Origin of the sequence: Paenibacillus sp. 3LSP (assembly GCF_032465655.1) — a bacterium.
In the GTDB taxonomy this organism is placed as follows: domain Bacteria; phylum Bacillota; class Bacilli; order Paenibacillales; family Paenibacillaceae; genus Fontibacillus; species Fontibacillus barengoltzii.
Genome location: NZ_JAWDJI010000162.1, coordinates 1 through 12,950, shown reverse-complemented (window position 1 = coordinate 12,950; position 12,950 = coordinate 1). Strand labels below are relative to the sequence as shown.

Sequence of the window (12,950 nt, the reverse complement as noted above, 5' to 3'; positions counted from 1 at the left end):
TTTTACAGTTCTAATGAAAAGTTTTTAGCTCCATCGACATCAGTCGGTGGAGCTTTTTGCATTTTATAGAGGCTGAAATAGAGGAGGGGAATTAATTGAAAGTAATTGAGTGAAAATGATGCTTGGATTATAATGGAACTTATGTTGTGAACCGGATTTCTAGTATACAAAAGGGGTATGCGTATGCCCCTAAATGTGAAAGGGAGATGATGATTTTGAAAAAGAGAGTATATTTAATATTGATGAGTGTACTTATGGTATTTAGTTTTGCTGTATCCTCTGTATCAGCAGCTAAAGTAAATGTAACCGTGCAGGTTGACGGGAAGACAGTAAAGTTTCCGGACGAAAAGCCTTATTTTGAAAACAATAGAGTGTTGATCCCAATCCGTTTTGTATCTGAGGCATTAGGTGCAAAAGTTGACTATAAAAAGGAGACAACAGGTAGTCGGGTAGAGCGAGTGGTTTACGTTGAACTAAACGGAAAGATGATTCGCATGCCGGTTAATTCCGATATCGTATTGGTTGGAGACACAATCGTTAAATTGGATGTACCAGCCCGGCTTCAAGGTTCCCGGGTGTTTGTACCGCTTCGCTTTGTCAGTGAAGCACTTGGCGCCACAGTTAATTGGAATCAAAGCAATAAGTTGGTTAGCATTAGTACAGGAAAAGAAGTGACCGATCCAGATCCGGTTCCGAGTGATGATAACATGTACAGCACGGACTTTAAGTGGAAGGCTGGATATACAGAGCTAGCAAAAGAGTTGTTTATTGATAATATGAAGGTCGAGAATGGAAAGCTGACTTTTACCCTTCCACAAGGAGCGCAAGGATATGCGGGGAATACTAAATTTGTTCCTGGGAAAACGTATTCCTTTGATATTGGAAAAGGGAAGGGATACATCATGCTTACAAAAATATATTCGGGCAGAGATGAAAAAGAAGGATATATGATAAGTTTAGATAGTAGTGGAAACGAAGATTTGGAGGCATTGTTCAGTAATGTCAACGATGCCATTGTAGTAAATACTGGTGATGGCTCTGCGGCGCCATTGACCGAAGTACAGAAGCTTGCACAGAAATTAGAATAAGCTAAACGATTCAATTTACATTTTGAGTCTGCGATTAAAAGTCGTAGGCTCTTTTTCTTTTCAGTTTTTGGTAGAGGAGAATGTGAATGAAGAAAAAAGTAAGCATTGTAATACTACTATTAAGTATGCTGATATCAACAATAGTCTATGCTGCTGGAATCCCAATGTTACAAAAGCATGTAAATGACGCCTTTGGATTATGGGAATACGGTAAAACCGGAGATAGTTTTGTGGGGTTTGTTCCGGCATTGGGTAGAGATGCAAAAGATAACCTCTGGAAACTTTATCAATGGCAAGCTGTTTTTAATTTTGCAAACGGTCAAAAGAAAACTATAGATAACTACGATGTATTCGCGGTAAAAGAAAAACCGGGAGATCCTGAGTTCTCGGATAAAAACGGCTTTGGCCTAACATACAAAAGTAAGGCTGCTGTAGGTGAACTATTCGATGCTGTATGGTCAGGTAACATGAATGTATCTAAGAAGCAACAACAGTACTTTCGAGATACTTTTACTGTACGCGGAACGGATTATGATTCTGATCATGATTACTACTATGTTTTGGAATGGAATTACAGGTTTCTGCGCACCTCTGGTATCGTCAGCCGAATGGGCGTTCAGTTTGATCGAACTCAGAAGACTAATGGCAAAGGCCATGCCTATTTCAAAGTGACTGCTTGGCCTACCCTGAAAGTCACACAGGGCGAGGAACTGACCGTGAGCTTCACAACTGCTGGAGTAGAAAACAGCCTGCGTCAAGTCGATGTTTATGCGCTGCCCAAAGGAGCATTCCCTGACATGACTAAGCGTGTGAAGCTTACATCAATCACCACAACCGATACTGAGTACAGCAATACCGTTAAGATCGCTAGTAAAGAGCTGTCACGTGTACTTGGAAAAGAGGTAGACATTATCGTAGATGATGGCTACGGACGTACTCAGATTGAGAGTGTGACATTGGCAGATGATCTGAATATGGATTATGTTCCAACAAAACTGACGCTAACTGAAGGTGGTCAGTTTTGGGTCAAGTTCCGTTATGACGGTGATGAAGACATTATCTCCGGTGACTATGCAAGTGAACGTGGAATGCCGATGACAGCGAAGGTTACTATCGGCGGTGCGGTTTCTACCAACTTTAACCTCTCGTCCATGTACAAGGATTTGCCAGAGCAATTCACTGTAGGGAAAGAGTACAGTTATATGCTTGGCAAGATCGAGATCAGCGATGATCCAGGCACATATTACATCAAAGCAGATGTCACGATAAACAACCCAAATCATCCAGACAGAGCGCTGGAATCACCGAATGAAGCATACTATAATAACGAGATCAAAGGTGGCTGGACAATCGAGCGTAAAGGGGCAGAGAACGATCTGATCGCCCAATCCATTACCGCCAGCCCAGCGGCTCTAACGGTAGGACAATCATCTACGGTTACAGCGAAAGTGAAGAACGTTGGGGCTACGGATGTTTCCAATGTCCTGATACGCTTCATGGAAGATGGCAAGAAGACCATCTATGAAACCAGAAAGAACATGCCTGCTAATACGCCGATTACTGTAGGCGGCTTCAAGTGGACAGGAAATACGGGTATCCATACCTTAAGCGTTCATGTAGACCCCGAGAAGGAAAAACAAGATAAAGATCGTTCTAATAACGTAGCCGTTACTGGTTGCTCTGTAACCAAGAATGGCGGCGATGCTTATTGTGATACCACGAAGCCGGAGGCAACGTGGGATGTGACATATCCATTGATTACAGGCTATCCAACCAAGACCAGAACGGTGTCTTGGACGGACTCAGAAGGTAAACGACATACTTCTACGGAAAGCTACACGGATTACAGCGACCCGATTTGGGAGAATCGAAAAGTAACCTATAATGAAAAGCTTACCGTTTCGGCTGAACTGAATACAAAGCAGGGAATTCCTACAGCCCCGCCTTGGAAGCCGGAAGAAGAGAAGGAATCAGATCGTGAAAGCCGAGGTTCGTGGGAAATCATTCCTTGGGCTGAGGAAAATGGCTTGAATCCAAATGAGGTTACGCGTGCCGGTTATGGTGTAGAGATCAAAGCAACGACAAAATACACCACAGATTGGGAAACCAAAGTCCCTAAAGGCTTAGAAGGAACGGCTAAACCCATTGGGGGTGAGCTAAAAGGGCCTACTGAGGTTAGGGTCTATATTTGGGACACCAACGGTGATTATGTGACCAGCATTGGTCTAGTTAAGACAAGTGGAAATGATAAAACAGCAACATGGGAGCTTCCAGAAGAACATTTCAAATCGAAGTTTCTTGACATCTATGAACGAAAATTCTATACGGATGTCAAAGCTCCCGATGGAGAGTATACGTTTAAAATTGTAGCCATGCACGCTGGACAGAATGACTTATCCTCTTGCATCATCAAGAAAATAACCATTTACGGTAGCATGTATGATGATTGGCAGACGAAGCGAGATACATCGGAGTGGTACAAATAAGGGCATTGCATGTATGCAATTTCAGATTTATAATAAAAATAAGAAAGGGACGGCGGTCACCGTCCCCTGCAACAGCCGCTTTTAAGGGCGGTTCGGCATTAAGAAAAGATAATGCTTATTAAGAAATAAGACCGAAACCTTTTCTCAGGAGGGGCGGTCTATTTCTTTTGGTTAAGGATCGCTAAAACAATTGTAACTACCAGCGTCAGTAGCGCGATAATTAGCGAACTGAAACCGATCATAATTGTTAAAGCGTCTTTAACTTCCATGGCATCACCTCCCTTCCGAGAGGTTAGCCGACCGCCCATATAGCCTTTCTGTTGCAGTTTTAATTATATCATAGACGACCTCAAGCAGTCTCTTCGGAGGCTGCTTTTTCTATTAGTAGAGAGTTAGGAGAAAGAACATGAACAATTTTCTGGAGTCGATTCCGCTGATAGCTTTGCTGGGAATGGCAACATACACTGACGTTAGATGGAGAGTCATTCCGGATTGGCTGAGCGGTATAGGGATTGGATATTTTCTTATATTTCGGCCATTCCATAGTGAACAACCTTTTTATTATTACTTGCTAGGTGTTTTGATTGGAGCTGGCTTGCTTTATGTATTTGCTGTCTTAAAACCTGATTCATTTGGCGGTGGAGATATTAAGCTAATGGCAGTGGTAGGTATGGCTCTTGGCTGGCAGCAAGCAATATTATTTTTGATTATCATGCTCACGTTTGCTTGGCTATTTGCTTTAGCTGTTAAGTGGGCTGGGGATATAACAGAAAAAATTCCACTAGCGCCGTTTTTTCTAATAACATATTTGACGCTGAAGATATTTTTATATTGGTGATTTGGATAGGATTAAGCCTCTGCCTTCGGGTAGGGGCTTTTTTATTTTAATAATGAGTGAAGGGAGGTAGACAATCTTGATGAGCAGAGAAGCCATTTTGGATGCGCTACTATTGGCTACTGCTGAGAACGAAAATATGATGTGGATGTTGGCAGCACTTAGAATGGCAGAACGACCTGTACAGAAGGAGCAGCTAAGGGATGTAACCAACGCCTTGTACAAAAAGATACATCCTGATGTAGAGCAGGAGAAGTTGCCGATTAGATCAAGGCATTTGCTGGATGAAGCGGCAGCGATGTTAGAAGGAGCATCGCTGGTTCAGGTAGCTGAAGTAGCAAAATCCAAGCGATACACATTATCCCCATTAGGGGAAGAACTACTCAACTATAGGCAATATAAGCTGATGCAAGAACGAATCAAACGAAAGGGAGCGGAGCAATGAATATCAGTTTGAAGTATGGTTTTCTGGGGTTAGGGATGGGAGGAACTTCAATTGCTCATGCATGTGCTGGGATGCGGTTATCTGCCAAAAGTGAGCAGCGTCCTTATACGGCCTTATTGATTAACAGTAATGAGATGGATCTTCTCAAACTGCCAGATTATCCGAATATCAAGAAAGTGATCTTATCGGGATATGAGCGCGGTGTAGGGAGGGATATTCAGCTTGGGCAGGAAGCATTCAATGTTCACAAGGAAACTATTGCAGAGACACTGCAGAGCTTCTTTAATGACAGGGATTATATTTTTATTTGCTGTGGTTTAGGTGGCGGCACAGGAACGGGCTCGGTTATTGAAGCTATTCGTTTACTGCACGCAAAGGGCTTTGCAGGCAGATTTGGCCTGCTGCTAACGTTACCACGGCGTAACGAAGGCAGGAGGGTATTGGATAATGCCTTGCAGCGTCTGCAAGTGATTAAGAGAGCGATGCAAGGGTTGGGCGCTATCATTGTAGTGGATAACGAAAAGCTGTTTCAAACTGGCCTGAGTCAAAGTCAGAGTGTAGAGGACTTCATGAAATCGTGTAATCGGCATGTAGCACGTCTGCTTCATGATCTTAACACTGTTACTGCCAGCTACAAGCCATACGGCAGCTATCATTTCGACAGTTCCGAGTGGCTCAATATGCTGAGGACTGGTGGATGTTTGCATATCGCAAAATGCACATTGCCTGCTCAGACGGTTGATCTCGCTTCTCCGGTCACTTACATGGAAGCCCTGAAACAAAGTGTACTAAACGGGGAGCTGTCAGCCGGTTACGATCTACAGGATGCAACCAGTAGCGCGGTCAGTATTGTAGCAGATGGTTCTACGGCTAAACGCTTGTTTACTCATACATTTGTTGAGCAGATTCAATCGTTTCTGCATGACAGTACGCCCATTCTCGATGAGAATCCAGTAGCTACCTATGTAGGAGATCAGCTAGGGCAAGTAACCATCTATACGGTGTTTGCCGGACTCAATTTCCCCGACCGTGTGATGAAGCTGACGGAAGAACTGACCGAACTGGAGCGCAAAGCGGAAGAACGCACTCAAAAAACGGATGCCATTGCAGAAGCACTGGCAGGGATTAAACCTCAAGAGAAAAAGGCAACCGTTGATTTGGAGTCATTGCTTTCAGTGGCTGAGCCAGCTTCAGCCCCGGACCAAGAAGAGGGGGAATTTAATGACCCGTTTGATTTCTTAAACGACTTGAAGTGATACGCTTCAAATAAACTCTTGTGAAGCAGAAGAAGTGAGGTTTTTCTATTTTTTTACTGTTAAGTGATGCACATAAGAAAAGGAGAGTGAAGCAGATGTCATTTTGGGAAGATCAGGCCCAAAATAAAGTTGAAGAGATTGAGGAAATGTACCGCCAAACCGTGGGGCTGTCTTTTAAATTAGGAAAGTCACTGGCAGAATGGCGAACGATGCTACCTGAAAGTACATCTCCCGATCCCAAGGCTTATCCGCCTTGTATTTATAGCACCTTCACGTTAGACGAATATTCGGTATATCAGTTCTCGTATCAGGGGATGTTGCCACTTTACTCTAAGGACAAGCAATACAAAAATCAGGTTAAAAACTATTACACACAGGCAACAATGGAAGCAATAAAAGATTCAGAAATTCCAGTCTTGAAGTCGGCCTTTATTTATATCTGCCATTTTTTTGAGGATTTATTGATTCGTGACCTGGACAATCGTAACCGTAGCGCAATAATAAACGCGATTCGATATGTCGGTTTAATCAAAGATGATTCATGGAAGGAAATAGAAATTATGGAATCTGGATTCTTGGATATTAATCGTAAAAACCATGTTCAAGTCTTTGTTACACCTTCTCAAAATGCTTTGAAAATGATTGAAAATATTCGTAAAAAGTACCGGTCCGGACATGATTTTTCGGGTATGTTTGAACCCGATAAACACCCCCTATGAGTTGAACCCGATATTTTTGGAAAGAAGTTTTTGAAAATGCGTGCTGGACATTGGATTGTACCCGATACGAAATCAAGGCTGGAGCGGAAAGGTGGGAAGAGGCTACCGCGAAACGCAGTTGAGCGATAGACTCTGACCACCCCGTCCTACGCCCCCCCGTCCATTAACCCATAAACCGTCCCTGACAAGACGATGTGCCTTAGAAAGCGGGACAGTAAATTTCCAGCAGAAAGGAGGATAAAATGCCAAGACAACGTGAATGGACAGACCGGGACCTGAGTATATTGCAGGAACTGTATATACTACGGGAAATGACGAAGAAGCAAATTACGATGAAGCATTTTGCCAGTGAGAAGTACGCACATAAACGGTTATATATCATGAAGAAGGAAGGACTCATAACTACGAATGTGTACGGTAAGAGAACCGCAGGTCGAACAGTCACGGCGGCGTATGTCCGATTAACCGAAGCGGGAATGGATTTGTTAATAGAACGCGGCTTATTGGACGGCAAGAACTATCGTGCACGGGATTTGGGGCTGTCAATTCAACAGCGGCAGTACATTACGGATGCGAACGAGCTATTCGTGCAGATCCCCGAAGTGCCGTATATGGACTCTCGCCAGATCAAACGCAAATACAATCTCAACCGTGGTAATCTAACGGTCGGTGGGTTCAGAAGTGACAAAGGGGATTATATGATCTACATCCTAATGCCCGATGCCAGGGAACAAACGCTAATCAAGATCATCAACGAGATCAAGAAGCACATGAAACTGCGAGGATTCCTGATTTATTACAAGAGCCAGTCCGTTAAACAAGCTTTTGAAACCATGAGTGAGAAGCTGAATTTAGTTACAGGTGGGATCCCGGTTCACTTGCTGCCGTTCAATGAGTGGGGGATTCAAATCACGAGGGAATACATCCTGACAAACACGTTTTTAAAGCTACAGAAAGTGCTTGAACCGTATGGAGAACTGAAAGAAGTTGGCCATTCCAGCAAATACGGATTTGAATACGGACTGGTGCAAAAAGAACGGATTGGTCCGTGGAAAGACCCCTATGTCATCGAACTCCTAACGATGAACATGATGACTTTGAAACGATGTTTAACCAACTACTCCATAGGAGTAAGCCAGACAGTAGGACGAAGAGTCCTCCTTTTTTGTTATGAGGATGAAGTTGAACACTACAAGCAGGAGTTATCAACCGCAGCACATGTGGATATTGTGGGTATTTCAAAGAATTCCCTTTGAATTCATTTGAACGAAGATTTGAAAGGAAACTTATATGCCATGATCAGATTCGTAAGCTTATTGCTCACTCTTGGCGGGTGGGCTTATTTGTATTGGCGCTTACCGGGTTGGCCGTTATTTATTCCTTGGTCACTTAGCATCATCGGTTTAATCATCTATTTATACGGTTGGGTGTTAGAACGGGAGAATAAGCTAATTTACTTCTTCACCAGCCTGCTTTGGATTGGGATAGCGTTGTGTCTCAGACTGAAAGAGGAGATTATAGCGACTCTATCCTTTCCGTTTTCGATAACAGGAACCGTGCACACAGCCTTTATAGCAGCACTCATTTTGTCCTCGTTCCTTACATTTACCAATTACAGACTCGAACACAATTTGAAAAACCGTCGAGGCAATGTGAACAAGCAACAACTTGTTCATGTCAAACCTACGGCGGCTGATCGTTGGAAAAGGTTTAAACGTCTATTTATTTCCTCCAAGACAGAGATTCGGCTGATCTTGGGTGAAGAAATACCTATGAAGGATTGAGGTGAGAGCGTGATTCAATGGGGTGGCAGTGATATGTTCACGCATATGCTTGTTGTTGGCCCTACCCGCTGTGGAAAGACAGCCACTTTACTCAAGCCCATGATTTATCAGTTGCTGCTTCTGAAGAAGAAGGGGGTTCCACTCGGACTTTCTGTTGTGGAGCCTAAAGGTGATGTTGCGGCAATGGTAGCAGAAATGTGTGATGCAATGGATATGCCCTGTGTCCATGTTGATCCCACAATAACTCATAGCGCGCGGTTTCCGGTGATGAAAGGCGACGAGGACGACGTAGCAGAAGCTACGGTTACTGTCCTTAAATCTATGTTCGGGAAACAGGAAGCATTTTTTGCTACAGTGCAGGAGCTTGCCGGACGGAATATTACCAAGCTTTTAAAACGTCTTTACTTGGATGATGTTAACCTGGGCGATGTACTCCGAACGATGCGAGATCAACGAATGCTGGAGGATAAGGTACAGGAACTTCGTTTTAAAGAGGGTGAATCCGATCTGGTTCAGTTTTTTCAATCGGAACTGCTTGGGGCACAGAAGGAAAAATATCAGCAGTTTGTTATCGGGCTTCGCGCCCAGCTTGAGAACTTAACGTCTAACCGGCATCTGGAGCCAATCTTGACTGGACAATCCGATTTCGACATGGACAAGCATTTTGCTTCTGGCGGTGTATTAGCCGTAAATACGGCCATGGGTAAATTGCGGAAAGCCGGGGATGCCTTTGGTCAGTTCGTCGTTATGCATTTGCAGAGCGGAACATTCCGCAGGCCGGGCACAGAGCGCACGCGCGTACCGCATTTTATGATCGTGGATGAGTATTCCCGATATATTAATCCCGATGTGGAGTTGTTCTTATCCATTGCAGCGGAGTATCGAACAGCCGGAATATTTGCTATCCAGTCTTTGGGGCAGCTAGAAGTCGAATCTGGCAAGATCAATGCGAAGGCCATGAAGCAATCCATTATGACGAGTTGCCGAAACAAAATCGCTTTTGGCGGGCTATCTTATCAAGATGCTGTTGAATTTAGTCGGGAATTTGGGAAAAAACAAATCATAATGCGTCAAAGCACATTTAAACAGCAATTATTACTCCCTAACTTTTTGCCGGAGAACTACCGGGACACGGAAAAGGAAGAAGACCGTATTTTTTACACGCAGATGATGGATGGACTACCCAAATTCCATTACGTGGCGAAGCTTCTGGACGATGGCACACCTTTACCGCCGAAAATAGGCAAAGGTTCATTTGTTCCGAGGGACTGGAAAGAGCGGCGGGAATGGGAAGTAAAGCGGCGATGGTGGAGAGGATTTGGTGCCGTAATCAAGAGCGGAGGCGCTAAACTTGAACAGGGCAATGTGGCATTAGATGTGCAGCCTAATCAAGAAACATTTACTTCACGTTTGAAATTTATATCCGACCCTATCCAAGACGAACCACATGTAGACGAAGATGATTTCGATTACACAACGACAAAAACAGAAGAAGATCCATTTGAGTAAGAACCTCAGCGCTAATTGTGCTGAGGTTTTTCAAATATCAAAAAACAAATTTATGGAGGTTAATGAACATGAGTGAAGAGTTAAAGAAAGTGCTGATTGAAGGTTATAACGAGGAGAAGTTGGAGCAGAGCAGCTATGATGAAGGCTGGGCGCAGATTTATAGTGCCCGGCAGAATGATCTTGTATTGCAAGCTGAACTAATTGGTCTTGAGCCAAAGCTAAACAAGCTGTGTGGCGTGGTATTAGTCGGTGGAGTCAGAGGATATATCCCACAGGATTTCTCTGGTACGAAGGATGCCCATGAATTTCGGCGGTTACTTGGAGAACCCGTTGCCTTTAAGATCCTGAGCTATGATCGTGATGGAGATACCTTCATCGCATCCCGTCAAGCAGCCCTGGAACATATGGAAGGTTTGACGTGGAAATGGCTGGAGCAAGATGCGGTAATTACAGCGGTAGTACGTAATGTTACTCCTAAGGTGTTGATGCTGGATATTGGCGGTATTACAACGGAGCTGCCGGTTCAGGAGTATGGTTATGGATGGGTAGATGATCTTCGTGAAGAAGTAAGTGCCGGGGATCACCTCAAAGTGAAGGTTGTAGAACTGGATAAAGAAAATAAAATCGTGAAGGTTAGCAAGAAGGCAACAGAGAAAAGCCCATGGCCGGATTGCGCAAAACGATATGTATCCAAAGGAACCTACAAAGGTAAGGTATCCGGTGTAATGGAATATGGCATTTTCGTTAATCTTGAGCGCGGAGTCGATGCTCTGGTTCCCCATATCCGGTTCGGAAAAGTGAAGCGGGGCGATACAGTCTATATTCGTATCCGTGGTGTTGACGTAAAGCAAGAGCGGATTTATGGGCGGATTATTCCCAAAAAGTGAAAGGGGCGATTCTCGCCTCTTTCCTCACTTAGTTTTAGAAAGGAGCTTTGTATGAAAACATCACCATTCTCAATTACACATGAATGGACGTTTAAACCTGCTTCATTTTCGGAGGAGCTTGTACCGGGATATGCTCCATTACGAGCTGCTACCGAAGCAGACGGTCTCAGATCGCTTGGTTTGATTGGCTGCATGGGAAGTGTTCAAATGGGGCGTCTATTCCAGTGGAAACGACATCAAGTCCGGCGCATGTTAGCTGAGAAGAAGCTAATTCAGCACCTGCTTCTCAAGAACAAGAACACGATACCCATCTATACGATTGGCCCGCGAGCTGCGCAATTACTCAACCTGGAATGGTCACATGAGTTCTGGAGAACATGGACAATGGAACAGATTTTGTCCCATTTAGTGTTTTTTCAGTTTTGCTGCGCCATGCGGGATAAACAAAAAGCGTTTCAAATTCATGCCGCTCCTTATCCCTTTACGGGCAGGGTTGAGATTGGAGCGGAATCCAGAAATGTATTGGTGATCCGTGGAGATACCAGTTACTTGCCTGCTTCATTACGGCACTCATCGTATCCCATTATTGTAATCTCAGAATCTCTTGAAGCGGTTATGCCGTTGAATGAACTTTTGAAGGAAGCGAAGTTACTACTGGACACTGACCTGAAACAAGATTATCGTTTCTACAGGCAGATCAAGGGAGAATGGGTAATTAAGTAAATGTCTTGGGAAAAATCTCCTTTCCTATTGAAATACGAACATATGTGTGGTAAATTGTTCCTATAAGTAGGAACATACATTCGCATTATAGGAGGGAGTTTTAGACTATGGACAACCAAGAAAACAGACAGGCGGCACTAGAAAAGGCTTTGAAGGAAATTGAGAAGTCTTATGGGAAAGGGGCTGTCATGAAATTAGGGGAGGCGTCCCATGTCCAAGTTGAAACCGTTTCGAGCGGCAATCTTGCTCTTGATATAGCTTTAGGTGTAGGAGGTTTTCCAAGAGGACGAATTATTGAGGTTTATGGTCCAGAATCCTCCGGTAAAACAACAGTGGCGCTTCATGCAATTGCAGAGGTTCAGAAGCTGGGCGGACAAGCTGCCTTCATTGACGCGGAACATGCACTTGATCCTCTTTACGCTAAGAATTTAGGCGTAAACATTGATGAATTACTGTTGTCCCAGCCCGATACCGGTGAACAGGCGCTTGAAATTGCAGATGCCTTGGTACGAACCGGAGCGGTAGAAATTTTGGTTGTTGATTCCGTAGCAGCCCTTGTTCCTAGAGCAGAGATCGAAGGAGAGATGGGGGATTCTCATGTAGGACTTCAAGCCCGGCTCATGTCTCAAGCGATGCGAAAATTATCCGGTTCGCTTAGCAAATCCAAGACGATAGCTATCTTTATTAATCAACTCCGGGAGAAAGTCGGTGTATCCTTTGGAAGTCCGGAAGTAACTCCTGGGGGCCGTGCGTTGAAATTCTATTCATCGATTCGTCTTGATGTACGTCGTATGGAGACAATCAAATTAGGTAATGAGATGGTAGGAAGCCGGACACGTATTAAGGTCGTTAAAAATAAGGTTGCACCGCCGTTTAAGCAGGTTGAGGTTGATATGATGTATGGTGAAGGCATTTCGAAAGAAGCCACCCTTCTTGATCTCGGAGTTGAACTGAATGTGATTGAAAAATCCGGTTCGTGGTTTTCTTATGCCGGTGATCGTTTAGGGCAAGGCAGGGAGAATGCCAAGCAGTTCTTAAAGGAACATCCGGAGATAGCTTCCAAAATCGACAGTGAGATCCGCGGATCTGAGGTAGAACTGAAACCGGTACTGGAAGAAGCGGAAGATCGGGAATTTGCAGCCGGATAACATGGGAACGTATGACGTGTCAACTCATATAAAAATGTTACCGAAGGATAATGGTTCACTCACGTAATTT

The 12,950-nt window shown here is 44.1% G+C and carries 13 protein-coding genes; 12 read left to right on the top strand and 1 reads right to left on the bottom strand.

The genetic code is table 11. The features are described 5' to 3' along the window. Window positions 1-206: 206 nt before the first annotated feature. Both RW092_RS13340 and RW092_RS13335 read left to right on the top strand, forming a co-directional pair. Window positions 207-1,088 carry a copper amine oxidase N-terminal domain-containing protein gene (locus RW092_RS13340; protein ID WP_316010429.1) on the top strand — a complete coding sequence of 294 codons (882 nt, stop codon included), beginning with the start codon at window positions 207-209 and terminating at the stop codon, window positions 1,086-1,088. Window positions 1,089-1,174: 86 nt separating this feature from the next. After that, on the top strand, window positions 1,175-3,574 hold the full coding sequence (locus tag RW092_RS13335; RefSeq protein ID WP_212940292.1) for a CARDB domain-containing protein: 2,400 nt from the start codon (window positions 1,175-1,177) through the stop codon (window positions 3,572-3,574). A gap of 158 nt (window positions 3,575-3,732) precedes the next feature. Here RW092_RS13335 and RW092_RS13330 read toward each other — a convergent pair whose 3' ends face one another. Continuing rightward, on the bottom strand, window positions 3,733-3,843 hold the full coding sequence (locus RW092_RS13330) for a putative holin-like toxin (protein ID WP_197070091.1): 111 nt from the start codon (window positions 3,841-3,843) through the stop codon (window positions 3,733-3,735). Between the two features lie 137 nt (window positions 3,844-3,980). On the opposite strand from RW092_RS13330, the gene RW092_RS13325 reads away from it, so the two are divergent. The 10 genes from RW092_RS13325 (at window position 3,981) to recA (ending at window position 12,880) form a co-directional block, all read left to right on the top strand. Beyond that, window positions 3,981-4,412, top strand: a complete 432-nt coding sequence (locus RW092_RS13325; protein WP_052147455.1) for a prepilin peptidase — start codon at window positions 3,981-3,983, stop codon at window positions 4,410-4,412. Window positions 4,413-4,491: 79 nt separating this feature from the next. After that, complete coding sequence (locus tag RW092_RS13320; protein ID WP_270406095.1) at window positions 4,492-4,854, top strand: hypothetical protein; 363 nt, start codon at window positions 4,492-4,494, stop codon at window positions 4,852-4,854. After that, entirely contained in the window at window positions 4,851-6,110 is a 1,260-nt protein-coding gene (locus RW092_RS13315) for an FtsZ/tubulin family protein (protein ID WP_316010428.1), read from the top strand. Before RW092_RS13320 ends, RW092_RS13315 begins: the two co-directional genes overlap by 4 nt. 95 nt (window positions 6,111-6,205) lie before the next feature. Next, on the top strand, window positions 6,206-6,829 hold the full coding sequence (locus RW092_RS13310; RefSeq protein ID WP_316010427.1) for a hypothetical protein: 624 nt from the start codon (window positions 6,206-6,208) through the stop codon (window positions 6,827-6,829). A 242-nt stretch (window positions 6,830-7,071) separates the two neighbouring features. After that, on the top strand, window positions 7,072-8,085 hold the full coding sequence (locus RW092_RS13305; protein WP_316010426.1) for a hypothetical protein: 1,014 nt from the start codon (window positions 7,072-7,074) through the stop codon (window positions 8,083-8,085). Between the two features lie 39 nt (window positions 8,086-8,124). Beyond that, window positions 8,125-8,613 carry a hypothetical protein gene (locus RW092_RS13300; RefSeq protein ID WP_316010425.1) on the top strand — a complete coding sequence of 163 codons (489 nt, stop codon included), beginning with the start codon at window positions 8,125-8,127 and terminating at the stop codon, window positions 8,611-8,613. Between the two features lie 33 nt (window positions 8,614-8,646). Next, complete coding sequence (locus tag RW092_RS13295) at window positions 8,647-10,122, top strand: type IV secretory system conjugative DNA transfer family protein (RefSeq protein WP_316010424.1); 1,476 nt, start codon at window positions 8,647-8,649, stop codon at window positions 10,120-10,122. 68 nt (window positions 10,123-10,190) lie between these two features. Next, a complete protein-coding gene (locus tag RW092_RS13290) occupies window positions 10,191-11,009 on the top strand; it encodes a S1 RNA-binding domain-containing protein (protein ID WP_270406089.1) in 819 nt (272 codons plus the stop codon). A gap of 51 nt (window positions 11,010-11,060) precedes the next feature. Next, window positions 11,061-11,732, top strand: a complete 672-nt coding sequence (locus RW092_RS13285) for a hypothetical protein (protein WP_316010423.1) — start codon at window positions 11,061-11,063, stop codon at window positions 11,730-11,732. Window positions 11,733-11,839: 107 nt separating this feature from the next. Next, a complete protein-coding gene (gene recA / locus RW092_RS13280; RefSeq protein WP_316010422.1) occupies window positions 11,840-12,880 on the top strand; it encodes a recombinase RecA in 1,041 nt (346 codons plus the stop codon). The last annotated feature ends 70 nt before the right edge of the window (window positions 12,881-12,950 follow it).

What these genes read in the sequence shown, in the direction of transcription:
- RW092_RS13305 (WP_316010426.1), top strand. Translation starts at nt 7,072, where the DNA reads ATGCCAAGACAACGTGAATGGACAGACCGGGACCTGAGTATATTGCAG.
- RW092_RS13290 (WP_270406089.1), top strand. Translation starts at nt 10,191, where the DNA reads ATGAGTGAAGAGTTAAAGAAAGTGCTGATTGAAGGTTATAACGAGGAG.
- RW092_RS13285 (WP_316010423.1), top strand. Translation starts at nt 11,061, where the DNA reads ATGAAAACATCACCATTCTCAATTACACATGAATGGACGTTTAAACCT.
- RW092_RS13300 (WP_316010425.1), top strand. Translation starts at nt 8,125, where the DNA reads ATGATCAGATTCGTAAGCTTATTGCTCACTCTTGGCGGGTGGGCTTAT.
- RW092_RS13310 (WP_316010427.1), top strand. Translation starts at nt 6,206, where the DNA reads ATGTCATTTTGGGAAGATCAGGCCCAAAATAAAGTTGAAGAGATTGAG.
- RW092_RS13330 (WP_197070091.1), bottom strand. Translation starts at nt 3,843, where the DNA reads ATGGAAGTTAAAGACGCTTTAACAATTATGATCGGTTTCAGTTCGCTA.
- RW092_RS13335 (WP_212940292.1), top strand. Translation starts at nt 1,175, where the DNA reads ATGAAGAAAAAAGTAAGCATTGTAATACTACTATTAAGTATGCTGATA.
- RW092_RS13340 (WP_316010429.1), top strand. Translation starts at nt 207, where the DNA reads ATGATGATTTTGAAAAAGAGAGTATATTTAATATTGATGAGTGTACTT.
- recA (WP_316010422.1), top strand. Translation starts at nt 11,840, where the DNA reads ATGGACAACCAAGAAAACAGACAGGCGGCACTAGAAAAGGCTTTGAAG.
- RW092_RS13315 (WP_316010428.1), top strand. Translation starts at nt 4,851, where the DNA reads ATGAATATCAGTTTGAAGTATGGTTTTCTGGGGTTAGGGATGGGAGGA.
- RW092_RS13320 (WP_270406095.1), top strand. Translation starts at nt 4,492, where the DNA reads ATGAGCAGAGAAGCCATTTTGGATGCGCTACTATTGGCTACTGCTGAG.
- RW092_RS13325 (WP_052147455.1), top strand. Translation starts at nt 3,981, where the DNA reads ATGAACAATTTTCTGGAGTCGATTCCGCTGATAGCTTTGCTGGGAATG.
- RW092_RS13295 (WP_316010424.1), top strand. Translation starts at nt 8,647, where the DNA reads ATGTTCACGCATATGCTTGTTGTTGGCCCTACCCGCTGTGGAAAGACA.